The 23,481-nt window shown below is 53.7% G+C and carries 22 protein-coding genes; 11 read left to right on the plus strand and 11 right to left on the minus strand.

Translation table 11 applies throughout. From position 1 onward, the window contains the following. Positions 1-189: 189 nt before the first annotated feature. Complete coding sequence (locus tag COO92_RS07285; RefSeq protein ID WP_101301072.1) at positions 190-1,671, plus strand: DUF4139 domain-containing protein; 1,482 nt, start codon at positions 190-192, stop codon at positions 1,669-1,671. A 65-nt stretch (positions 1,672-1,736) separates the two neighbouring features. Here COO92_RS07285 and COO92_RS07290 read toward each other — a convergent pair whose 3' ends face one another. Further along, positions 1,737-2,366, minus strand: coding sequence for a hypothetical protein (locus tag COO92_RS07290; protein ID WP_101301073.1), 630 nt, complete (start codon positions 2,364-2,366; stop codon positions 1,737-1,739). Between the two features lie 193 nt (positions 2,367-2,559). On the opposite strand from COO92_RS07290, the gene COO92_RS07295 reads away from it, so the two are divergent. After that, a complete protein-coding gene (locus COO92_RS07295) occupies positions 2,560-3,135 on the plus strand; it encodes a hypothetical protein (RefSeq protein WP_101301075.1) in 576 nt (191 codons plus the stop codon). A gap of 45 nt (positions 3,136-3,180) precedes the next feature. Continuing rightward, on the plus strand, positions 3,181-4,137 hold the full coding sequence (locus COO92_RS07300; protein ID WP_101301077.1) for a 2-hydroxyacid dehydrogenase: 957 nt from the start codon (positions 3,181-3,183) through the stop codon (positions 4,135-4,137). A 119-nt stretch (positions 4,138-4,256) separates the two neighbouring features. Here COO92_RS07300 and COO92_RS07305 read toward each other — a convergent pair whose 3' ends face one another. Continuing rightward, the gene (locus COO92_RS07305) at positions 4,257-6,803 is read right to left on the minus strand and encodes a sensor histidine kinase (RefSeq protein ID WP_240626355.1); all 2,547 of its coding nucleotides are present in this window, start codon (positions 6,801-6,803) and stop codon (positions 4,257-4,259) included. A gap of 76 nt (positions 6,804-6,879) precedes the next feature. Here COO92_RS07305 and COO92_RS07310 point away from each other — a divergent pair, with 76 nt between their 5' ends. Continuing rightward, a complete protein-coding gene (locus tag COO92_RS07310; protein ID WP_240626356.1) occupies positions 6,880-8,325 on the plus strand; it encodes an HD domain-containing protein in 1,446 nt (481 codons plus the stop codon). 38 nt (positions 8,326-8,363) lie between these two features. Here COO92_RS07310 and COO92_RS07315 read toward each other — a convergent pair whose 3' ends face one another. Next, positions 8,364-9,248 (minus strand): GntR family transcriptional regulator, encoded by an 885-nt coding sequence (locus COO92_RS07315; protein WP_133125051.1) that lies wholly within the window; start codon positions 9,246-9,248, stop codon positions 8,364-8,366. Positions 9,249-9,370: 122 nt separating this feature from the next. Here COO92_RS07315 and COO92_RS07320 point away from each other — a divergent pair, with 122 nt between their 5' ends. The 6 genes from COO92_RS07320 (at position 9,371) to COO92_RS07345 (ending at position 15,903) form a co-directional block, all read left to right on the plus strand. After that, the gene (locus COO92_RS07320) at positions 9,371-10,363 is read left to right on the plus strand and encodes a sialic acid TRAP transporter substrate-binding protein SiaP (protein WP_101301081.1); all 993 of its coding nucleotides are present in this window, start codon (positions 9,371-9,373) and stop codon (positions 10,361-10,363) included. Between the two features lie 85 nt (positions 10,364-10,448). Then, entirely contained in the window at positions 10,449-10,961 is a 513-nt protein-coding gene (locus tag COO92_RS07325; protein WP_101301083.1) for a TRAP transporter small permease, read from the plus strand. Next, positions 10,961-12,241 (plus strand): TRAP transporter large permease, encoded by a 1,281-nt coding sequence (locus tag COO92_RS07330; RefSeq protein ID WP_101301085.1) that lies wholly within the window; start codon positions 10,961-10,963, stop codon positions 12,239-12,241. Before COO92_RS07325 ends, COO92_RS07330 begins: the two co-directional genes overlap by 1 nt. Before the next feature lie 29 nt (positions 12,242-12,270). Further along, positions 12,271-13,797: a UxaA family hydrolase gene (locus COO92_RS07335; protein ID WP_101301087.1), complete on the plus strand. Its 1,527-nt coding sequence runs from the start codon at positions 12,271-12,273 to the stop codon at positions 13,795-13,797. A 91-nt stretch (positions 13,798-13,888) separates the two neighbouring features. Further along, a complete protein-coding gene (locus tag COO92_RS07340) occupies positions 13,889-14,554 on the plus strand; it encodes a potassium channel family protein (protein WP_101301089.1) in 666 nt (221 codons plus the stop codon). Between the two features lie 5 nt (positions 14,555-14,559). Further along, positions 14,560-15,903, plus strand: a complete 1,344-nt coding sequence (locus COO92_RS07345) for a TrkH family potassium uptake protein (protein ID WP_206186373.1) — start codon at positions 14,560-14,562, stop codon at positions 15,901-15,903. A 3-nt stretch (positions 15,904-15,906) separates the two neighbouring features. On the opposite strand, the gene COO92_RS07350 is transcribed toward COO92_RS07345, so the two are convergent. After that, complete coding sequence (locus tag COO92_RS07350; RefSeq protein WP_028791786.1) at positions 15,907-16,236, minus strand: DHCW motif cupin fold protein; 330 nt, start codon at positions 16,234-16,236, stop codon at positions 15,907-15,909. 178 nt (positions 16,237-16,414) lie between these two features. On the opposite strand from COO92_RS07350, the gene COO92_RS07355 reads away from it, so the two are divergent. Then, a complete protein-coding gene (locus tag COO92_RS07355) occupies positions 16,415-17,350 on the plus strand; it encodes a DUF294 nucleotidyltransferase-like domain-containing protein (protein WP_101301709.1) in 936 nt (311 codons plus the stop codon). 20 nt (positions 17,351-17,370) lie between these two features. Here COO92_RS07355 and COO92_RS07360 read toward each other — a convergent pair whose 3' ends face one another. From COO92_RS07360 to COO92_RS07390, 7 genes are all read right to left on the minus strand, one after another. Further along, positions 17,371-17,742, minus strand: a complete 372-nt coding sequence (locus COO92_RS07360; RefSeq protein WP_101301091.1) for a 5-carboxymethyl-2-hydroxymuconate Delta-isomerase — start codon at positions 17,740-17,742, stop codon at positions 17,371-17,373. A gap of 116 nt (positions 17,743-17,858) precedes the next feature. Beyond that, positions 17,859-19,154, minus strand: coding sequence for an adenosylhomocysteinase (gene ahcY / locus COO92_RS07365; protein WP_101301711.1), 1,296 nt, complete (start codon positions 19,152-19,154; stop codon positions 17,859-17,861). A 253-nt stretch (positions 19,155-19,407) separates the two neighbouring features. Further along, the gene (gene ptsP / locus COO92_RS07370) at positions 19,408-21,159 is read right to left on the minus strand and encodes a phosphoenolpyruvate--protein phosphotransferase (RefSeq protein WP_165792298.1); all 1,752 of its coding nucleotides are present in this window, start codon (positions 21,157-21,159) and stop codon (positions 19,408-19,410) included. A 116-nt stretch (positions 21,160-21,275) separates the two neighbouring features. Next, positions 21,276-21,551 (minus strand): HPr family phosphocarrier protein, encoded by a 276-nt coding sequence (locus COO92_RS07375; RefSeq protein WP_022733907.1) that lies wholly within the window; start codon positions 21,549-21,551, stop codon positions 21,276-21,278. Positions 21,552-21,627: 76 nt separating this feature from the next. Then, positions 21,628-22,032 carry a PTS sugar transporter subunit IIA gene (locus COO92_RS07380; protein WP_022733908.1) on the minus strand — a complete coding sequence of 135 codons (405 nt, stop codon included), beginning with the start codon at positions 22,030-22,032 and terminating at the stop codon, positions 21,628-21,630. Between the two features lie 19 nt (positions 22,033-22,051). Continuing rightward, complete coding sequence (gene rapZ / locus COO92_RS07385) at positions 22,052-23,008, minus strand: RNase adapter RapZ (protein ID WP_240626357.1); 957 nt, start codon at positions 23,006-23,008, stop codon at positions 22,052-22,054. Positions 23,009-23,026: 18 nt separating this feature from the next. After that, on the minus strand, positions 23,027-23,467 hold the full coding sequence (locus COO92_RS07390) for an HPr kinase/phosphorylase (protein ID WP_101301717.1): 441 nt from the start codon (positions 23,465-23,467) through the stop codon (positions 23,027-23,029). Between the last annotated feature and the right edge of the window lie 14 nt (positions 23,468-23,481).

A 23,481-nucleotide genomic window follows, 5' to 3' on the forward strand; every position in this document is an offset into this window, starting at 1 on the left:
CGATGTCCTGATAAGTCAGCAGGGCATCGGATTTCTGTGCCAGAGATTGGACTGGTCGCGGCAAGACCACAGCCGTAACCAACCAGCTGAGAACAAATTTAGGTTGGCCCATTCCCTTCCTTGATCCTGCCATGTTTTCGCGTGAAAGTGGCATTCATGAAACCACATTAACCGGACAAGGGATCGGGAATGTCTGTAACACTGCGAAACCGTTTTGCACTTGCCGCACTTTTGGGTACGGCTGTTTTTTTTGGTCCGGATATCGAGGCCGCGCGCGCGCAAGACGCCTCTGAAAACCGGGCCAAGCTCAATACATCAATTCCCGTTTCGGCCACCAACCGGACAAAATTGCAGCTCAGCGTCTATCCCGGAAATCTGGCGATGGTTGCCGAACAGCGCACCGCCGCCATCCCCGAAGGCCAAAGTATCCTTCAGATTGACGGTCTTGCGCCCACGGTGATGGATGACTCGTTTCTGATCGGCACGCCCAACAACAGCGACCTCGTCTGGACGTCGCTTCGCAATTCGATGAATGGTGCTGATACCATCACCGCCCTTCTGCGCAATCAGATCGGCAAGGAAGTCATCATTCGTCGCGATGATGACCTGATTGAAGGCACCTTGCTGTCCCTGTCGGGCATGGCGCTGGTGCAAACCGATGCCGGAATTGAACAGGTCCCGGTCAGTCAGATTATCATCAGTAAGCTCCCCGATGGCTTTTCCCCCGATCCATCAATTGAGGCTGAAATTGCCACCACATCGGCCCTTGATCATCTTTCGATGGCCTATCTTCTGGGCGGGATTGGCTGGAGCACGTCCTATGTCGGACACTATGACAGTGATGCCAACAACCTGACACTGTCGGCCATTGCACGGGTAACCAATCAATCCGGGACGGCGTTCGATGATGCGCAATTGCGCCTGGTGGCAGGTGATCCCAACCGGGTCAGTCAAACACCGATGTATGCTGCCAAGGCTGCGCGTTCTGAAATGATGATGTCATCAATGGCCGATTCATCTGGTGCCGCACCGGACCGCGAAAGTTTTGAAAACCTGCATGTCTATGGCCCATTTGACGGCCTTTCGATGCAAGATGGTGATACCGTAATCTTGCCGTTGATTGATAAACAATCCCTGCCGGTCACCCGTCGCGCCATTTTCAATGGCTCAAGCAATGCTTATAATATGGGCCAAAATGGCGAACCGGACTTTGTCCGCCCTGATCTTGAAATCAAGATAACCAACAAAGGCGGGGCGGATAATCAAAGCCCTTGGCCAGCGGGCATCGTACGCATCTTTGCCAACAGTCAATCGGGCGACACCCGCTTTGTCGGTGAAGATAACCTGTCGTTGACCCCGGTTGAACGCGAAGCCACTCTTCGCCTTGGTAAGGCCAGTGATGTTTCGGGTACGCGCCATGTAACATCCTTTACCCGTAAGGCACGCCCAAACATGCCCGATGCGGTCACAGCGGACCTTGAATGGAAAATCAGCAACACCAGTTCGCGTTCAGAAACGATCACAATTTACGAGAACATGCCAAGTGACTGGGTCGTTAATGCCGAAAACCACAAGCATGTCCTTGTGCAGCCCGGCCTGATCCGTTGGGACATCGACGTCCCGGCCAATCAGGAAATCACCGTCAGCTGGTCGGTCAGCAGCATCAATTAAGCCATCAAGGGCGCAACCTTGTATGTAAGGTTGCGCCTTGATCTTCTTGAAGGGCCCGCTTGCCGTCACAACGGCGCATCATCGCTCTGTGGTCCTTTGCTGTTGTAAAACGCCTTTGCCAGCGGCAACAGCAACGCCGCATCGGGAACCTGACCGGTGTCATCACACAATTCGGCATAAATACAAATCAGTTTGGTCAGCAAGACAAAAGCTTCCTGATCATTCATCCCGGCAAACCGGCCGAGGATACGGATCGCCTCACCCGCCGCATCGCGTGCCAAATCCAGTTGACCCGCACCGCGCATGGCCAAAACCAGTGCCGCCAGTGAATAGCCAAGATCCAACCGTTCCAGATCATCCTTGCGTCCGACACAGCCATTCAACCGATCCCGACGCAGTGCAACCGCCTGAGACGCTGCATCTATCGCCCATTCCCATTGCCCTGCATCTAGCTCAAGGGCCGCGCGGTTGTTCAGGCTAAGTGATAATCCGGCAATCGCCGCATCGCGCGCCTTGGGTAAATGGCTGGCAAAAAGCTGATCGGCCTTATCAAACAGGCTCAGGGCATAATCCCGTTTACTGTGATGCTGACTGGTCGCCATCTCCAGATACAACCTTGCCAAGGTCAGGGATCCGGGCTCTGTCGCCTCAATGAAGGACAAACGCAACGCATATTCGTCTGATTTGTCCTGCATGTTTTTCCCGCCACCCCGTGTTTGCTGTCTTATTTTCGCGCCCCACCGCCCAATACCGGTGTTACAAGCAAAGACGTTCGGGCAAGGTGCCTTGTGAAGGAGGGTCAATCAGCGATAAGCTGTTTGCGGACCATGAACGGCCTGATACATAATCTGTTTTTACATTTGCCCCACAGTCGGAAAACAGCCCCGCATGAACATGTCGAGTGAAACCCTGCGTGCCCTTTACGGCACTTGGCGCATTGCCCGTGGCGATGCCAACGGGCTGACATTTTTTGATTTTTCCCTAAACGGATTTTGGCGATCCTTTTTGGCCGCCATCATCGTATTCCCGGCTTTTGCCTTTTTACGCTGGCATGATTTGCTTGACGCACCGGAAGATTTCCCGGTCGGACGCTATATGACCGTCGAAGTTGTTGCCTATGTCATTAAATGGCTGGCATTTCCGGTCTTGATGTACCAAGTGATGCCAATCTTGGGGCGCACCGAACGATATATCGGCTTTATCACGGTCTATAACTGGTCAAGCGTCCTGCAAATGGCGGTGTATCTTGTCGCACTGTTGCTGGGCGTTTTGTTCCCCATGCTGGGACCGGGCGGATTTGTCATGGTCGCGGTCATCGCGATGCTGGTCTACGGCGTTTATATCGCGCGTTTGACCCTGTCTGTTCCGATCCCGACGGCCAGTGCGATTGTCATGGCCGATTTCCTGTTATCCATGGTGATCACATCCATCGGTATCCGACTGGCACTTGGACAGTTATTCTAAAACCATAAACCGCAAAAAAATCATCCTCATCAGGGAGAAACACACATGAAACCGGTTCTTGCCGTCACCCGCCGACTGCCCGACGCCGTCGCGAAACGGGCTGCGGAACACTATGACATCCGAACGCAGGAAGATGACGATCCGCTGTCGCGCAATGAAATTCTGACCCTGTGCCATGGTGCGGATGCCGCCCTTGTATCGGTTGGTGACCCGATTGATGCGGCGTTTTTTGACGCCCTGCCAGAAAGCGTCAAAATCATCGCCACCTTCTCCGTCGGGACCGATCATATTGATCTGGCCGCGGCGCGCAAAAAGGGAGTGATCATTGGCAATACGCCGGGCGTCCTGACCGATGCCACCGCCGATATTGCGTGGCTACTGATTCTCGGTGCCGCACGCCGCGCCAGCGAAGGCGAGGCCGAAGTCCGCAACGCCACATGGTCAAGCTGGCGCCCGACCCATTTGATGGGCACACAGGTCACCGGCAAGAAGCTGGGCATCATCGGCATGGGCCGCATCGGACAGGCGGTTGCCAAGCGCGCCCGCGGTTTTGATATGGACATCCATTATTTCAACCGGAGCCAACTGCCCAAAGATCAGGAAAATGGTGCCACCTATCACAGCAGCATGGATGATCTGCTGCCCCATTGTGATTTCCTGTCACTGCATTGCCCGTCGACCCCGGAAACCAAGGGTATGGTTAATACCGACTTCATTTCCAAACTGCCCGACGGGGCAATCATTGTGAACACCGCACGCGGCGATGTCGTCAATGACAAGGACCTGATTGCCGCATTGAAATCGGGCAAGCTGACAGCGGCGGGGCTGGATGTATTTGCCGGGGAACCGAATATCGAACCGGCTTATCGCGATCTTTCCAACACGTTTCTGTTGCCCCATCTCGGCTCAGCCACGGTTGAAACCCGCAATGCCATGGGCTTCCGTGCGCTTGATAACATTGATGCCTTTGTTGCCGGCAAGGACGTACCCTTCACGGTTTAACACTGCGCACAAACCTCTAAGACATCATGCAAAAGGCGCCGAAATCCGGCGCCTTTTTCCGTGATCGGGAAAGCGATCCGCACAGCACCTATCCGTGACGTAACGCAAACATCAACAGATCAAAGATCGCTTTCTTCGCCCGCAGGCAAGATACAGGCGATTTCACGCCCGTCGCGGCTGATCTTGACCCGACCACCGTGTATCTCGACCACTGCGCGCACCATCGCCATGCCAAGAGCGCGGCGGGCTGAAGGGCTTTCGCCGTCGCGCAATCCTTCAAACAGCATCGGCTGCGGGGCTTCATCCGACAGCGATATTGAAATTTCGATATCCTCACCGCGTCGGCGCGCCATGACGGAAACTTCACTGCCTTCAGGGGCGGAGCGCAGGACATTGGTCACAAGGATGAACAGGGCCTGTTTCAACCGGCGTTCATCGGCCACCATCCAGCCAATATTGCGCGAACAATACAGCCTGAGTGACACATTCAATTCGGCCAACCGCGCACGGGTCAGGGCTTCAAGCGAACGTAGCAACCGTCTGGGATCAACCGTATCCAGTTCAAGCGCGACCTGCCCCGATCCAAGGGTCGCCAGATCGCGCATATCATCGACAAGGGCCAGCATGCTTTGGGCTTCGGACCGGATGGTTTCAACCGACCGGGCGACATTGCCGTTTAAATGCGGGATCAATCGATCCGACTCGCCATTAATATGATCAAGCGGCTTGGTCAGTTCGCGCGATACGGTGGAAATGAAGTCTGATTTCATCTGATCGGCAGTGCGCAGCGCCTCGTTGCGTTCACGCAGCGCACGTTCCACCCGAATGGTATCGGTAACATCAATATAGGACATCATCACCGCCCCATCGGGCAACGGCACAATGGCAAAATCAACAATGGAGTTATCAGACCGCTCAAGCCGCCCATTCATCGGTTCGTGGTTGGTGATGCGGGCCACCATCCGGCTTTTGAATTTGTCCCAGTCATCGCGTTCACGCCAGTATTCACGCGACTTTTCAACCACCTCGGCCAAATGCGGGGCCGCATCAAGAAACGCCGGATCAAGCCCCCAAAGATCGGCAAAACCATGATTGTGCAGCCGTAAACGACCATCCCCACTGATCACGCCAACCGCTTCATGCAGGCTTTCAAGCGTTTCACGCTGAACCGCAATCAGGGTGTTATAGCTGCTTTCAAGCACCAGTTTGTCCGTGACATCTTCATAAACAAACATCAGCCCGCCAAACGGATGGGGTGATGTAAACCGGCGCAGCGTCATGCCATTTGGCAAATGCATCAGATCTTCTTCTGATTTCAGAAGATCGGTAAACCGTTGATTTTCAGTATTGCGGAACTGGTTGAAATCGGTGACTTCGGGCAATTTACGTTCATCGCGCAAGCGCCGCAAAACATCATCATGGGTCGGTTCGGACCACAGCCATTCGTCATCAAGATCCCAAAGCTTGGTAAAGGCGGTGTTAAAGAAAATAAGCCCCTTGTCTCCGCCGTAAACCGCAATCGCCGTTCCAAGGTTTTCGAGAACTTCGGCATGTGCGCGAATATGACGCGACAGATCAGACTGCAATTCCTCGACCGATGTGCAATCAATCGCAAACCCGATCAGTTCATCCGACGCATCGGGGTTTTGTGACAGCATTTCGGTAATGCGCAGCAATTTGCGATCACCGCGAATAACCACGTGATAATCACGTGTCAGATCCTCGCCATTGCGCTGCACCGATGCGGCAAGCGAACGCCCGTGATCGGGAATGATACCTGCACCAATTTCCGCCTGATTTTCAAGCACGTCCTCGATGCTGGACCGCTCAACCGCATCGGCATAAGCCGCATTGCAATCAATCAGCCGCAATTCACTGTCACGCCGCCAGACAGGGAACGGCAAGCTATCAAGTAACAACCGAAGTCCGGAAACCTCATGTTTAAGAACCTGAAAATCACCAAACTGGTTTTCGCGTTCACGGGTATGGCGGGTTTCATCACGGAACCACAATCCGTGTGCCAACACATCGGCCGATCGGTCCTTGCGCGCGGACATCCCCGTCACATGGTATTTGCGCTCATCAAGGGTGTTCACCCACTGTTCAAACCGTTCATGTCCGGTTTTAAGGCCGCGCACCCGTTCCTTAAGGAGCTTGGCATCCTCATCGCGCAATTGATCAAGCAAATCGGGAAAACGTCCATCCGCGCCAAGGCTAAAGGCCCGCTTTAACCCCGGGCTTGCTCCCTCAGCAAATCCTGTATGGCTCCAGTAATAAACCGGGTCCGGACCGGCAAATAAAAGCTGGGTGAAAAGTTCTGTTTCACCGGCCAGTTCATGTTCGTGATCTTCGACTTCTTCAAGATGGCGGCGCATGCGCAAAGACAGTCGCCAGCCAACCCAGGCTGCAATCGCCGCACCGATAAATGCGGCCAATCCAACCACCAGCCAGTCGCGGTCGCTTAACCCCGCAAGGCTGCCAAAAATCGTCGCACCAATACCGGCATTGCCATCCGGTTCCGATACAATCGCCGGGGCATTATCAAGTCGAAATTTATCCTGCGCATGAAGTTGCGTCGAAACAACAAGCATGGTCAGCGCACCGCACGCCCACTGCCAGACTGCCGACAGCCGAAATCCGGGATATTTGCGCGAAAATACCTTCACCTGTTCCTTTCGCCGAACTTGATCAGAAGCTTGATCGGATGCCTGCCGTGTCACGTGTTGTTAACCGTTTGTGTTTATGAGCTATTATTATGGTGAAAACGGGGTGCTTTTACCACCGTTTCGCATCATTGCAGCAACAGCCTTGGCTGGAGCCGCATTTCACGGGGTCATCCCATGGAAAAACCGCGATGACATGGCGTATGAATCGGGCTATGTCTGCGGTGTCGTCGTTAACAACAGATACAGCGTACCCGTCCCGAATATGAGTCTAAAACCGCAGCTAGATCTTTTTGCGAAGCACGCGGAGGCAAAGCCTGCCGCGTCACAGAAGGAATCCGCCGCGCTCAAGGCTTCCAAGGATGCCGGACCGGAAATTCGCGACCTGTTCGATACCAATTTCAATGCCGCTGACATCGCCGAATGGGAACTGCTGTTTCGCGATGCACCGCAGTATAATTACCATTTCAAACGATCCCAGATCGCCTCGGCCTTTGACCGTCCGCTGCACAAAAAGCTGATTGCATCGCACGCCTTTGAACGGTTGCGCGAAATCTCGTTTTTGGGGGCGATTGATTATCTGTTCCACCCCAATGGACGTCCGGCCAATATCCGCCATTCGCGCTATGATCACACCATTGGTGTGGCCCTGCTGTCGCAGCAATATTGCCGCTTGATGGATTTGTCGGAGGCTGACCGCGACCTTCTCGGTGCGGCCGCCCTTTTGCATGATATTGGCCATGGTCCGTTTTCCCATACGCTGGAACCGGAATTTGCCCGGCGGTTCAACCGTAATCACCACCAACTGACCAATCAGATCATCACCGGCGAGGTCCAGCTTGATCTGTCGGTCAATCATCTGCTGGTCAAACATGGCGTTGATCCCGACGAGGTGATCGCGCTTCTGTCGAAAAAATCGACCCACCCGCATGCCAGCCTTTTGTCCGGGCCGGTCAATATCGACACGCTGGAGGGCATCAGTCGGACCAAGACATATGTCCATCCGAACTATGTCCATTGTCATCCGCGCTTACTGCTTGAAGCCGCCGTCAAACTTGATGACGAATCGCTCAAACGGCTTGATAAGTTCTGGCAGCTTAAAGAAGATATCTATCGCAATTTCATTTTTGGCCCGATGTGCTTTGCCACCGACCATTTATGCCGTGAGTTTGTCGTCAATAATGCCCCGGACTTTGCCGCCGATGACTTCCTGTTGACCGAAAAGGCGTTCTTGCAACGCCACCCGACCTTTAAAAAATTCCTGTTCAGTTTGAAAAACCGGATTGAGCTCGACGGGGTTGTTGATGCGGTTGATCAGAACAAATTCAGTGCCGCCGCCGCCATTCTTGAAGACAACAAAACCAAGGTGCCCAAGCGCGAATTTCACATCAACGCCGATGTCGATGTGAAATGCTTCGCCGACCTGTCAAAACGCTATTACGAAGAAAAAAATTCGTTCCTGCGCCGCGTCGGCAGCCTGACAGACCCGGCTCAACAGGCCGCCGCAGCCAGCCTGTTTGACTAGAGCTTTTTGACGAGAGCCTTCCCGGCCAATGACGCCCCCTAATCGCGCTGCAAAGATGCAATAAATGTCTGGTGGGCTGTTTCCAAATGCCGTTCAAGTGCAGCCGTCGCAGCCCCTTGATCCTGCCGAAGGATCGCATCAATAATCTCAAGATGCTCTTGCACTGCAAATCCATTGCGCCCGACCTGGTTCTTCTTCGACCAGCGATAGTGAAAATGGAAAATCACCGATATTGAATCCTGAAAGCCATCCATAAACCGGTTCCCGGCGGCAGCATTCAAGGTCCGGTGAAAACGGGTATCAAGCTCTGAAAACTCGGTAAACCGCGTATCGATTTCGCTGCGCAATTGAATGTGTTCCTGACGCAGGCGCAACAGCTTTCCCCAGAACGGCTCATCTTCGGGAATGTCAAAAATTGCACGGATGGCACGACATTCAAACATCCTGCGGACTTCATGAAGTTCCAGCGCATATTGCTCGGTGAAGCCTTCAAGGATCCAGCTGCGTTGTGGTTCCTTGCGGATAAAACCTACCCGGCTCAGCCCGATCAGAAATTCACGGATGGCAGTATTTGAAACGCCGAACCGCCGGGCCAAAGCCGCCTCGCTCAGGCGGCTGCCCGGGGCTGGTTGCGCGTCTTTCAGCCACATCATGAAATCGGTCTCAAGCCGTTCTTCAAGGCTTCTGATTTCTGAAATCGGAAAGTAATCGGACTTCTGAGGTTGGCGTAATAATACAATCGGAAAACTGTTTGATGAAATGAGGTTAATCTCGATTGCGCGCTCCAAAACGCGGCGCGCCAAAGTCCGGCTCACAACCAGTAACCGCGCCAAACCCGATATCGTATCAGGAGAATTCCCGATCGATACACTGTCGAGCCATGTGTTGAAGCTGGTCTTAAATTTTCGGTCTGAACGGGCCACGGCGATAACTGTCTTTTAAAGTGTTTTTTAAGCATTAAAGACAGTTGAGATGAATGGCAACTGTTCCCTAAGATGAAACCGAAAATAGAACAAAAAAAGAGTTCAAAATCATGGAGGTTACAATGTTCACCCGGAAACTCATCCGTGGCACCGTCATGGGCCTGACGGCCCTTGTTGCCCTTGCCGGAATGCCCAAAATTTCCAGCGCCGAGGAAGTTCTGAAATTCGGCCACGTCTATGAGGTCGACACACCGTATCACCGTGCGGCTTTAAAAGCATCCGAGCTGTTCGCCGAACGTACCGATGGCCGCTATAAGATCGAAGTCTTCCCGGCATCCCAGCTCGGCAAGGAAGCCGCCATCAACGAGGCGCTGACCCTCGGTTCAATCGACATCATCTATACCGGCGTTGCCTATCTCGGGCAGACATACCCACCGATTTCGATCTCCGATTATCCGTTTACGCTGCGCGGTTACGAACACTGGCTGAACTACACCAAGTCGGACCTGTTTGCCGAACTGTCGAAAGAATATACCAGTGTCACCGGCAACGAGATCGCCGGACTGGTTTATTACGGCGCACGTCATGTGACTTCGAACAAACCGATCCTGACACCGGCCGATATGAAGGGTCTTAAAATCCGCACCCCGAATGCCCCGGCCTATCAGATGTTCCCCAAGGAAACCGGTGCTAACCCGACGCCAATGGCCTTTTCCGAGGTCTATCTTGCTTTGCAACAGGGTGTCGTCGACGCACAGGAAAATCCGCTTCCGACCATTAAGTTCAAGAAATTCTATGAAGTGCAGTCGAACATCAATCTGACCGGCCACATCATCAACTCGTTGATCATGCTGGTGTCGCCTTCCACCATGGACAAACTCGGCGATGAAGACGGCAAAATTCTGCTTGAAACCCTTCAGGAAGCCGGGATCGGCGCATCCAATGAAATCGTGAAAAACGAAAATGAGTTGGCCGACTGGTTCCGTGAACAGGGTGTCACGGTCAATGAAGTCGACCGCGGCCCGTTCATTGATGTCATCGCCCCGCGCCTGAAAAGCGACGACATGCCTTGGGATCCAGAAATCTTTGAGCGCCTGGAAGCCATCAAAGGGTAACCCTAGCGTAACCTTTTTCAGCTTCCAGCCGGGGGAATTTTGTTTCCCCCGGTTGCGCCATGTTCGATTTCCGACGGAGACACACATGTCCGACATTAACGGGGATCTTTTCACCGAACAGGAAAAGCAAGAGGCCGACACACATGCCAGCCTCAAACTCACATGGGCCGATATTCCCGCGCTCCTGATTTTCTGTGCTCTGTTCGTGACCGTATTCCTGCAATTCTTTACCCGCTACGTGCTCAATGACTCCCTTGCATGGACCGAAGAAATCGCGCGCTATCTGCTTATTCTGGTGGCCTTTGTCGGGGCGGTGAAATGTCAGCTCGTCGACAGCCACATCCGGCTTGAAATCATCGACAAACTGGCCGGTCGGGCCCTGCCACGGCTTAAAATCATCGCCCTTACCCTTTCGGCCGGGTTCTTTGGGTTTGCCATCTATTCGCTCAACGAACTGATGACCAAAACCTCCTATCAGAAAATGGTCTCTCTCCCATTTCCCAAATATTACTTCTACGGGCTGATCATGGTCGCCCTTGGTGTGCTTGTCGCCGTCCACGTGCGGCAGATTTATGTGCTGCTGCGGAGTAAACCCTGATGAGCTTCCTTATCCTTCTGATATCGCTGGCTGTTTTTATTGCCGTGCGTGTCCCGATTGCCGTTGCACTTGGCCTTTCATCGCTCATTTACATCCTGATCGAAGGCATGCCGTCGGTTGTGCTGCTTCATAACATGATCAATGGCATGAACAGTTTCCCGCTGCTGGCCATTCCGTTCTTTATTCTGGCCGGTGGGTTGATGAATTCTGCAGGCATCACAAGCCGTATTTTCGCCTTTGCCCGCGCGCTTGTCGGTTGGTCCCATGGCGGACTGGGACATGTTAATATCGGGGCCAGCATTGTGTTTGCCGGCATGTCGGGGGCGGCGGTCGCCGATGCGGGCGGGCTTGGCGCCATTGAAATCAAAGCCATGCGCGATGCAGGATATGATGACGACTTTTCGGTTGGCATCACGGCTGCCTCCTCGACCATCGGTCCAATCATTCCCCCATCCCTGCCACTTGTTATTTTCGGGGTGATGGCATCGGTATCCATCGGTGAACTGTTTGTGGCCGGGATCATTCCCGGATTGCTGATGGCCGCATCCTTGATGGTGATGGTCTGGTGGATAGCGCGCAAACGCAACTACCCACGCGATGTCGCCTTTAGCCCAAAGCTCGTTGGATCGACGTTCCAGACCGCTTTCCTGCCGCTATTGACCCCGGTGATCATTGTTGGCGGTATTGCATCGGGGATCTTTACCCCGACCGAGGCTGCTGTATGTGCGGCAAGCTATGCCATCATTCTCGGCATGCTGGTCTATCGCACGCTCAGCTGGCAAAAACTGGTGCGCGTATCTGTCGAAACCATCGAAACCACGGCATCAATCATGTTGATCGTCGGCACGGCCAGTGTCTTTGCATGGATTCTTGCCGCCAATCAGGCCGCCGTCGTGTTTTCCGAAACACTTCTTGGCCTGACCCAGGACAAAACCCTGATCCTTTTGATCATCACGCTGATTGTTCTGGTGGTCGGTCTGTTTATGGAAACGATTGCCGCGATTTCAATTCTGGTCCCGGTGCTGCTGCCAATTTCCATGCAGCTTGGCATCGATCCGGTCCACCTTGGGATCATCGTGATCCTGAATTTGATGATCGGGCTTTTAACCCCGCCCATCGGTATGGTGCTTTATGTGCTTTCCAAGGTATCAGCCGTACCGTTTGAGCAATGTGCGAAGGCAACCATGCCGTTCCTCGTGCCGCTGATCGCGGTGCTGCTGCTTCTGACCTTTGTGCCGTCCATAACGCTGTTCCTGCCCGATCTTCTGTATCGGCAATAATCCACCCATCCAGACAGAGGCCCAAGCACATGACCACTTCATCCCCAGACAGCATTCTGTTGCATCCCGGCGACAATGTTGAAATTGCGCTCGGCAATCTGGCCAAGGGCACCCGGATTTCCCAAAGTGGGGTTCTCTTGAGTGCACCGGTCACACGCGGGCATAAAATCGCCACCCGCCCGATTGCGGCTGGCGACCCGGTGCTGCGCTATGGTCAGATTATCGGGGCGGCCACCACCGATATTGCGCCGGGCGATCATGTTCATACCCACAATATCGGCATGAGCGAACATCGTCAGGACTATGACTTTGCCAAGGATATCGCAGCACTGCCGGCGGCCACCGAGCAGAAATTCTTTATGGGGTATCCGCGCAGTGACGGACGGTTTGGCACCCGTAATTATATCGGTGTGCTGACCTCGGTGAATTGTTCGGGCAGCGTCGCGCGCTTCATGGCCGAACAGGCGGAAAAAACCAGTTGGTTTGCCGAACTTGAAAATGTCGATGGCATTGTGCCCATCGTCCATGGCAGCGGCTGTGGCATGGGCCGCCATGACGAAGGCTATGACACCCTGTTTCGTACCCTGTCGGGCTATGCCAAGCATCCGAACTTTGGCGGCATTTTGCTTGTCGGGTTGGGGTGCGAGGCCATGCAGGTCGAAGATTTGGTCGGGGCGGAAAAACTGCGTCATGATGGCAACTTCCATTACATGACCATTCAAAACAGTGGCGGCACCCGCCAAACCGTCGAACGCGGTGTGGATATCCTGCGCGACATCGCCCTTCGGGCCAATAAGGTCAAACGCGTGCGTGTCCCGGCATCCGAACTGATCGTTGGATTGCAATGTGGCGGGTCGGATGGATATTCCGGCATCACCGCCAACCCTGCCCTTGGATATGCTTCCGACCTTCTGGTCCGGCAGGGCGGCACCACCATTTTATCGGAAACACCGGAAATTTATGGCGCAGAACATCTTCTGACCCGACGCGCCATAAGCGTGGAAGTCGGCCAGAAACTGGTAGACCGGATCAACTGGTGGGAAAACTATACGTCTGTGCGCGGCGGTGAAATGAACAACAACCCATCACCCGGCAACAAACGCGGCGGCCTGACAACCATTCTGGAAAAGTCACTCGGGGCCGTTGCCAAGGGTGGCACCGCACCGCTGACAGACGTTTATCAGTTCGGCCAGATCATCGACAAGAAGGGCTTTGTCTTTATGGACAGTCCCGGATATGACCCCTGCTCGGTGACCGGTCAAATCGCCAGTGGCGCAACCCTGATTGCTTTTACCACCGGTCGTGGATCGGTGTCGGGATATATCCCAAGCCCGTGTATCAAGCTTTCGACCAACACGGCGATGTATGAAAACATGCACGAAGACATGGACATCAATTGCGGTGACATTGCCGACGGGAATGTCACCATCGAAGACAAAGGCCACGAAATATTCGAAATGTTCCTGCGCGTCGCATCAGGAACCGAAAGCAAAAGCGAAGCCCTTGGCTTTGGCAATGCCGAATTCGTCCCGTGGCAAATCGGCGCTGTGATGTAGGACGATATTGCTTGCCTGTTTGACTGATAACGATGCCCCGGCGTAGCATCGCGGGCATAAACCCACATCGGTTAAAAAGGACACAGCGGACATGGCTCGGAACCACAATCGGACTTTCGTGATCATCGGGCTTGGCACCGTGGGCAGTACGGTTGCCTCTGATCTGGTGCGATATGGCAATCACGTCATGGGCATTGATATCAACGAAAAATCGGTGGCCGCCCTGTCTGATACCCTGTCAGAAGCTGTCATTGCCGATGGCCGGGATGAAGAAGCCCTTCGCGAGGCCGGGGTCGATAAATTTGATGTGGCCCTGATTGCGATTGGCGAAGATCTGGAAGCCAACATTCTCTGCACGATGAATGTCAAAATGCTTGGCGTCAAAACCGTCTGGGTTAAGGCGATCAACAAGACCCATCACCGTATCCTGACAAAACTCGAACCGGATCGGGTTATCCTGCCCGAACAGGAAATCGGCCAGCACATCGCCCAGAAACTTCATAACCCCGCAGTCCGCGATTACCTGAGCCTTGGCAACGGCACGCATGTCATCAATTTTCAAACGCCCGACTCACTGAATGGGCAAACTGTCGATTCCCTTGATCTGGAAAAGACCTATGATCTGCGCTGTCTTGGCCTGTCACGCGGATCGGACTTTATCAGTTGCGAATCCGGTGCCGTCACCATCGCAGAAGGCGACAGGCTCCTGATACTCGGACGCCGTGAAAACTTGCGCAAATTCAGCGACGGCGTCTAAAAGCCATGCAAATCTTTTTTCCGAACCGCCCCGGAACGCCAATCCGCATTCCACCGCCGCTTTTGCTGTCGGTTCTTTATCTTGCCCTCATCCTCATCGGGGCGGGTGTTCTGTCTTTACCGATTTCGGTCACCACACCAACGACCTTTTCTGACGCCCTGTTTACCGCCACATCTGCGGTCACGGTCACCGGGCTTTCGGTGGTTGATACCGGCACAAACTTCACCCTGTTTGGTCAGGCCGCTATTCTGATCATGATACAGCTTGGCGGGTTGGGGTTGATGACCTTTGCCGCCCTTGTCCTGTCGGTTCTCGGCCTGCCGATCGGGCTTAGCCATCACACCTATTTGCGCGAAGACCTTAGTCAGACGTCCCTTGATCGGCTGGTCGGGCTGGTCAAAACCATCCTGCGGGTTGTTTTGATCTGCGAACTGATCGGGGCGGCTTTGTTACTTCTGGTTTTTGTGCCTGAGTTTGGCCTTATCAAAGGCCTGTGGTTTTCGGTTTTCCATTCTGTTTCGGCCTTTAACAATGCCGGTTTTTCCCTGATGCCCGACAGCCTGACCCACTGGGCCACCAACCCGGTCGTCAATCTGGTTATTCCCGGTCTTTTGGTAATTGGCGGCATCGGGTTCAGTGTCATTTCCGATATGTCACAACACCGCACGTGGCAGCGCCTATCAATGCACAGCAAAATAATGCTGTCGGGCACCGCCATTCTGACAATCTGGTCGGTGACGGTCTTTGCCATTCTGGAATGGAACAATCCCGGCACGCTTGGCGCCTATCCCAATATTTTCGACAAACTGCAAATCAGCTGGTTTCAAGGGCTGACCACGCGCACCGCCGGGTTCAATACTGTCGATATCGGCTCCATCCACGACACTACGGCATTGATGTTTGTACTTTTGATGGTGATTGGTGCGGGTAGCACATCGACCGCAGGCGGGATCAAGGTCACCACCTTTATCGTTCTTATTCTGGCGACCATTGCCTTTTTCAAACGCCACAATCAACTGCATGCCTTCGGGCGCAGCATTGGACTTGAAGAAGTCATGAAGGTGCTGGCTCTAACCATGATTTCCATCTTCGTCATCATGCTGGGCATTTTCCTGATCACCATTTCACATGATGGCGATTTTCTTGATCTGGTATTTGAAGTCACATCCGCATTCGGGACTGTCGGCCTATCGCGCGGCACGACCGGCGAGCTTGACACCGCCGGGCGCATCATCATCGGGGTGATCATGTTTATCGGCCGTGTCGGCCCGCTAACCCTTGGCTTTTTCCTCGCCCGGCGTGTTCCGCCACGGATTTCCTATCCCGCAAGTCAGGTCTATCTCGGCTAAAGTTCAATCAACGACAAACAAAGTCGCACCAGTTTGCGTTGATGACCGGTGGGCTTCGGCGTTGTCGGCCACCTGATAACTCATCCCCGGTTTCAGGGTATAGGTCCGGCCATCTTCAAGTTCGGTGACCAACTCGCCTTCGAGACACAACAAAATATGCCCTTTGCTGCACCAGTGATCAGCAAGATAACCCGGCGAATATGTCACCATCCGGACCCGGATCGGGCCAAAGTTCTGGGTGCGCCATGTCGCCATACCCGTGTCACCGCGATGCTCGGTCGGCTCAATACGCGACCAGTCAGTGGTCCCAAAGGGCAGATTGGCAATATCCATGGGGGTATCTTTCAAAAGGAAGGTAAGGCAGAACGCCATGCCAAACTATGCGCCCAACCCCCGCCCAGTCAATCACCTCAAACGCACATCCGCCATATCAGTTAAACGCGGTATTAATCTTTACCCTATAGGCAGATAGTGGGTGATCAACGAGTCGCACCAAAGGACTGACCGCATCTTGTTACCGGCAACCATCGCAACCAACCAAAATTACTCTGCACACCGTTTGGCGGAAATGCGCGACGCATTGGCTAAACGCCTGCATGGCGATACCTTTTGCGTGGTTGTGACCGGGTCCTATGGACGGCACGAAGCATCGGATCAATCCGACCTTGATTACTTCATCATCGGGCGTGAAGCCGAACGACGCCAAGCCCCGCACCGTGAAGTCGCCGATATTCTGGGCAAGATGGTCACCAAGAAACCCGCAGTAAACGGCCCGTTTTCATCTTATATCACCGCCGAAGAACTGGTGAACCGGATCGGGCTTGATGGCGACACCAATTCCATCACCACCAGGCGCTTGCTGTTTTTGCTGGAATGCGAATGGCTCTATAACGAGGCGGGTAAACGTAAATTCTTTGACGACCTGATTGCCAATTACGTCACGACCACGGTGACACGCGAGTCAATCGCGCGCTTTTTGGTCAATGACGTCATCCGCTATTACCGCACCATCAGCGTTGATTTTGAAATCAAAACCCGCGAAGGCGACGCCAGCAAGGCATGGGCACCGCGCCGCTTAAAACTCGTATTCTCACGGAAAATGCTTTATTTCGGCGGTATTATTGCGGCCGCTGAAACCGCAGACCGTGATTATGCGGGAAAACGCGAAAAACTGTCCGAACTTTTGCAGCTCCCGCCAATCACCCGTCTACAAACCGTGTTTGGCGAAAAAAGCCTTCCGGCACTCGACCTTTATGATCGGTTTTTGCGCGAACTTTCCGATCCGGACGTGCGTGCGCGGCTTGAAAAAGTCGGCCCCAATGACCGCAATGATGCCGAATTGCGATCCTTGCTTGATGCAGGCAAAAACTTCTCACACGAACTGATCACGCTTTTAAAAGGGCGCTATGGCCCGGATCACCCGATTCATGAAGCGTTGCTGATGTAGTCGGCGGCCCAGCTTGGGCTTTAACGTTTCTCGGTCACATGCTTGTGGTAATTCGACCGATCAAGGTCATGGACCTCGACACTAAATTGCACCGCATAATCCCCGACCAACCATTCCAGACGGTCACACAGGGCGGCAAGGGCTGCTTCGCCGGTGGCAAATTTCACCGCCTCACTCCGCCCCGACAGCAACCGAATATCAAGATGCACCATGGCACTTTTGTCATCACCATCCGCAATCACAACATTTTTAAGCGGTGATATCCGGGTTTTGAAGGACGCCAGTTCGGCGTCGGTTTCTCGTGCAATGACATAATGAAGATCGACCGCGAGCTTGCGCAACTCATCGGCAATCGGAAGTTTGGCAGAATATTCGATTTCAAGCTGCGGCATGATTTCTATCTCGTTGGTAGCGGCTTGCTCCTTCTAGCAAGGAACCTTGCCTGCTGAACACAAAAAAGCCGACCCGAATGAACGGGTCGGCTTTGATGCAAATTGGCAAAAACCAATTAGTAACGATAATGATCCGGCTTGAACGGACCTGCCTGCGGCACGCTGATATACTCAGCCTGTTCCTGCGACAGCTTGGTCAGTTTCACGCCAAGACGGTCAAGGTGCAGGGCTGCAACTTTCTCATCAAGGTGTTTAGGCAGGACATAAACTTCGTTTTTGTAGTTGGCGAAGTTTTTCCAAAGTTCGATCTGGGCCAACACCTGATTGGTGAAGGATGCCGACATTACAAAGCTCGGGTGACCGGTCGCACAACCAAGGTTCACCAGACGACCTTCGGCCAGAACGATCAAACGTTTGCCATCCGGGAATTCGACTTCGTCGACCTGCGGCTTAACATTGTCCCATTTGTAGTTCTTAAGCGAACCAATCTGGATTTCGGAATCGAAGTGACCGATGTTGCACACAATTGCGCGGTCTTTCATCGCACGCATATGGTCAAGCGTGATGATGTCGATGTTGCCCGTGGTGGTGACAAAAATATCGCCAACCGGTGCTGCGTCTTCCATCGTGGTGACTTCGTACCCTTCCATCGCGGCCTGCAATGCGCAGATCGGATCGATTTCGGTCACAAGAACGCGGGCACCCTGACTGCGAAGTGACGCAGCCGAACCTTTGCCAACATCACCAAAACCGGCAACAACACCGATTTTACCGGCAACCATGACGTCGGTTGCCCGTTTGATGCCATCGACCAGAGATTCACGGCAACCATAGAGGTTGTCGAATTTCGATTTGGTGACCGAGTCATTGACGTTGATCGCCGGGACCATAAGGGTGCCTTTTTTCGCCATTTCATAAAGGCGGTGCACACCGGTGGTGGTTTCTTCCGACAGACCTTTGATGTCTTCGAGAAGTTCCGGGTATTTTTCGTGGATCAGCTGCGTAACGTCGCCGCCATCATCAAGGATCAGGTTCGGTTTCCAGCCGTTCGGGCCGGTAATGGTCTGCTCGATGCACCACCAGAATTCTTCCTCGGTCTCACCTTTCCAGGCGAATACCGGGATTTCAGCCGCTGCCATTGCTGCTGCTGCCTGATCCTGGGTTGAGAAGATGTTGCATGAAGACCAGCGAACTTCTGCGCCAAGTGCCGTCAGCGTCTCGATCAAAACCGCCGTCTGAATGGTCATATGCAGGCAACCAACGATGCGGGCACCCGCAAGCGGCTGGGCAGCACCATATTCTTCGCGCAGCGCCATCAGGCCCGGCATTTCGGTTTCAGCAATCGCGATTTCCTTGCGGCCCCATCCGGCCAGCGAGATGTCTGCGACCTTGCAATCAGTAAAGTTCGACATGTCGTCTCCAATCAAACACAAATTGCGCATCCGCAATGACATCTGTCTTGCAGCTACGCCGATAAATTCTTTGGCAGTCGTTTCTTCGGCTGCGATGGAAGACATATAAAGATTTCTTTATATCTTTTTCAAGTCTTTTCTTGCATCAAATTTCAACGCGCAAAATTACATCCTGCTTTCGACCGACAAAAGTCGAGCAAGATCAAAAGGTCACCATAAATTGTATGAGGATAAAAACCGTCGTGAGTTTCGATCAGGCCAGATCGTTGAAATCATCAAGCATCATGGCGATGCGGGCCTGATCCCATTGTTCCATCACACGATCCGCCTGATGTTTGGAATTGCGCGTATCAAGACGCCGCAGACGTTGCTTAACCAGCAACAAATTCACCGGCGACATCGACAGATTGCGCAAGCCAAACCCAATGAATAATGGAATATAACGCGGATCACCGGCCATTTCGCCGCAAACACTGACCGGAATACCGCGTTCGTTTGACAGTTTGATCACATCGCGGATCAGACGCAGCACCGATGGATGCAACGGATCAAAAAGCCCCGCCACCTGATCATCGGTACGGTCAATCGCCAGCGTATACTGGGTTAAATCGTTGGTCCCAATGGCAAAGAAATCACATTCGCGTGCCAGCGTATCCACCGCAATGGCCGCGGCCGGGATTTCAATCATCGCCCCAAGTGGGGGCAGATCATCGGGGATTGCGTGGCCCTGTTTGCGCAACCGTTTGGCCACCGCCTCATAGATATGGCGTGCCCGCGTCATTTCATGAACACTGACCACCATCGGGATCAGGACACGCACCTGACCATGAAGGGACGCACGCAAAATTGCGCCAAACTGGGCTTCGAGAAGTTCCGGTTTGCGCAGCGACAGCCTAACACCGCGCAATCCAAGGGCCGGGTTCGGCCCGGTTCCCATATCCGCCTGAAGCGCAACCGCAAGCTTTTCACCCCCGATATCAAGAGTCCGGATCGTGACGGGCTTGCCATCCATGCGTTTTACGATATCGGCGAGTTCTGCGTATTGTTCGTCCTCATCGGGCAGGTAATCCTTGTTCATAAACATGAACTCGCTGCGCAAAAGGCCAATTCCGCTTGCCCCGTTTTCAAGGGCGGCGGAAAGTTCGATTGGCAATTCGATGTTGGCGTGCAGATCAATATCAACCCCGTCGCGGGTCGCCGACGGCACATCGCGCAAGGATGCAAGCTTGTTGCGCGCCGCCAGCCAATCTTCGCGACGCTGGGTATAATGGGCAATATCGGCATCAGTGGGTGCGAGAATGACTTCACCGCGCCCCCCATCGACAATGATCTGGTCGCCCCCTGAAACCCCGCGAATGATATCGGCCGCCCCAAGGACGGCGGGAATACCAAGTGAACGCGCCATAATCGCGGTATGCCCCTCGGCCCCGCCAAGGGCGGTGACAAAGGCGGTCAACTGTCCGGGTTCAAACCGGGCCATGTCCGCCGGGCTGACATCCTCGGCAATCAGGATCGCGCCGGTGGGTGCCATGTCGGCCGCCCGATCAGTTTCCCCGATCAAACAGCGCATAAGGCGCAAGCCAACTTCGCGGATGTCAGATGCCCGTGCGGCGATATACCGATCATCAATGCCCGAAAACTGATTGGCGATAACGTCAATGACTTCACTGACCGCATGCACGGCATTAAGCTTGCGCGACACAATCAGTTCTTCCGCCCCGCGCACCAGACGCGATTCGGTCAGCATATGAACATAGGCATCCAGCAGGAAACCAAGTTCCTCAGACGCCGCACTTCCAGCATTGGCAGATTGTGATTTCAGACGCTTGAGCTGATCAATACTTTGCGCAACGCCATCATGAAGACGTTTGCTTTCGGCCTGAACGGCGTCATCGGCAATCGGTTTACGGCTAACCTGAATATATTGGCGGTCCAGAACAAACGCCCGACCAATCACAATCCCGCCAGATGCCCCCAGCCCGGTTATAATCCGGCGGCCGGCCATTGCGTTTTCATCGGATATGGATTGGTCTTTTGGGGGAACTGTCAAACCAGATCTTCTGCCAACTCGTTCTTGTTATTTCCTGAAAGCCATCAGTTCTTTATACCGCAAAAAAGCAGTTATTCTTCGTCAAACTTGTCATCGACAAGCTCGTTTAAGGCTTCAATCGCCTTTTTGGCGTCAGGTCCGACAGCCTCGACCTCGATCTCGGTGCCGATGGATGCGGCCAGCATCATAAGACCCATGATCGAAACACCTGAAACCTCGGTACCACGGTTGCGCACCATGATCGCCGATTCAAACTCACCCGCCAGTTTAACAAATTTCGCCGCAGCACGGGCATGCAATCCGCGCTGGTTACTGATTGTTAAAATGCGTTTTTCCTTCTGCGCCATCTATGTCCCCGCGGTATGTCCCCACTGGCCGGACACGCATTTTTCACGTCCGGCCCTGATTTTATTGTTTTAAGTCTTATTCTTCGCCGCTGAGCAAACGCGATGCGACATTGATGTATTTTCGGCCCGCATCCTGGGCGGCATTGACCGTTTCGGCCAAGGTGCCTTCAACGCGAACAGATGCCAGCTTAATCAACAAAGGTAAATTTACCCCTGCGATCACTTCGACATGGGCCTGTTCCATAATCGAAATCGCCAGATTGGACGGGGTTCCGCCAAACATGTCGGTCAACAAAACAACGCCTTTACCACTGTCGACTTTTTCGACACTGGCCAGAATATCCGCACGACGTTGTTCCATGTCGTCATCCGGTCCAATACAGACCGCTTCGACATTTTCCTGCTCGCCCACAACGTGCTGCAAGGCAGATACGAACTCTTTCGCGAGATCGCCATGGGTGACAAGCACCATCCCGATCATGCAGTTTTCTCCATCTTCTTCACTCCCCCGAATTCGGTTCATCCGGCTTGTCACGATGACTGAGATGAACGTCATATCCCAGATCGGCAATCCAGTCATTGAGTATCCGCGCAGTATAAACCGAACGGTGTTGGCCGCCCGTACACCCGATTGCGATGGTCAGATAACTCTTACCTTCGCGGGCATAGCGCGGCAAAATCGGCTCAAGCAGGGCCCGCAGCCCACCGACAAATCCGGCAAAATCCGGATCTTCTTCGATGTAGTTTCCAACCGCTTTATTGAGCCCCGTCAAAAGACGAAGCTCGGGATCATAGTGCGGGTTGCGCAGAAAGCGAACGTCAAAAACCAGATCGGCCTCCGCAGGCACCCCTTGGCGGAACGAAAAGCTTTTGACAAAAACGGCCATGCCTTCGGTTTCACCGATGTGAAACTGGTCTTGCAGGATCTTGCGCAGTTCGGCTGATTTCAGGCGCGATGTTTCGATGGTCATGTCCGCCGTTGCGGCAATCGGCGCCATCAGGCGTTTTTCATGCTCGATCGCATCAACAAGCGGTCGATCATGCGCCAACGGATGGGGGCGGCGCGTTTCGGTGAACCGGCGCTGCAAAACCGATGTTTCGGCGTCCAAGAAAACCACAAGCGGATCAACGCCTTGTTGGTCGCGAAGCTCGGCAATGATTTTGACAAACTGATCAACACCAAAATCACGGGTTCGGATATCAAGCCCAATCGCGGTGGGTTGTTCCGGGTGCTTGGCCCCGGAAATCAGCGCAGGCAACAATCGAAGCGGCAGGTTATCCACCGCATCAAACCCGAAATCTTCCAAGATCTTAAGCGAGGTCGTCCGTCCAGCACCAGAAACCCCTGTCACCAGAACCAGCCGGTTTTTGGCATCAGTATAATCAGCAGCAAAACCGTCACGCATATCGGATCGATCTTGCGGATTTTCTGGCGATTTTTCTGAACGTTCTTGCAAAGCGATTTCCTGTTGAACTTAGGGTTCGAGCTGCATCTGACCCGTTGCGAGCGCCAAAGCTACCCCAATCTTGGCCTCAACCGCCAGATCAGATACGCAAAATTTCCACTTTGAAATTTCAATACCACACATAAGCTCGGTTTCCGGGACCGGCATGCGTTCGACATCCCCCGGATCATCAACCAGATCGACGACCAGCCGAACGTCGCCTTCAGGTTTGGTGGGCAGTCCACGCACCACACCAATCCCACGCACTTCGCACAGTCCGGCGATCTGGGAAGGGGAACGTGCAATCAACCGTCCGTCACGCGCAACTAGGTCGGTTCTGTCATCGGAGATAAGCACCGCCCCCTTTGACATCAGGCGCAGCGACAAGCTGGATTTTCCGGCACCCGATGCCCCGCGCACTAAAACAGCATGCGCGCCGATCAGGATACAATTTGCGTGAATTTGGGACATAATGGAAAACGATG

Source organism: Thalassospira lohafexi (genome assembly GCF_002844275.1).
Lineage (GTDB): Bacteria > Pseudomonadota > Alphaproteobacteria > Rhodospirillales > Thalassospiraceae > Thalassospira > Thalassospira lohafexi.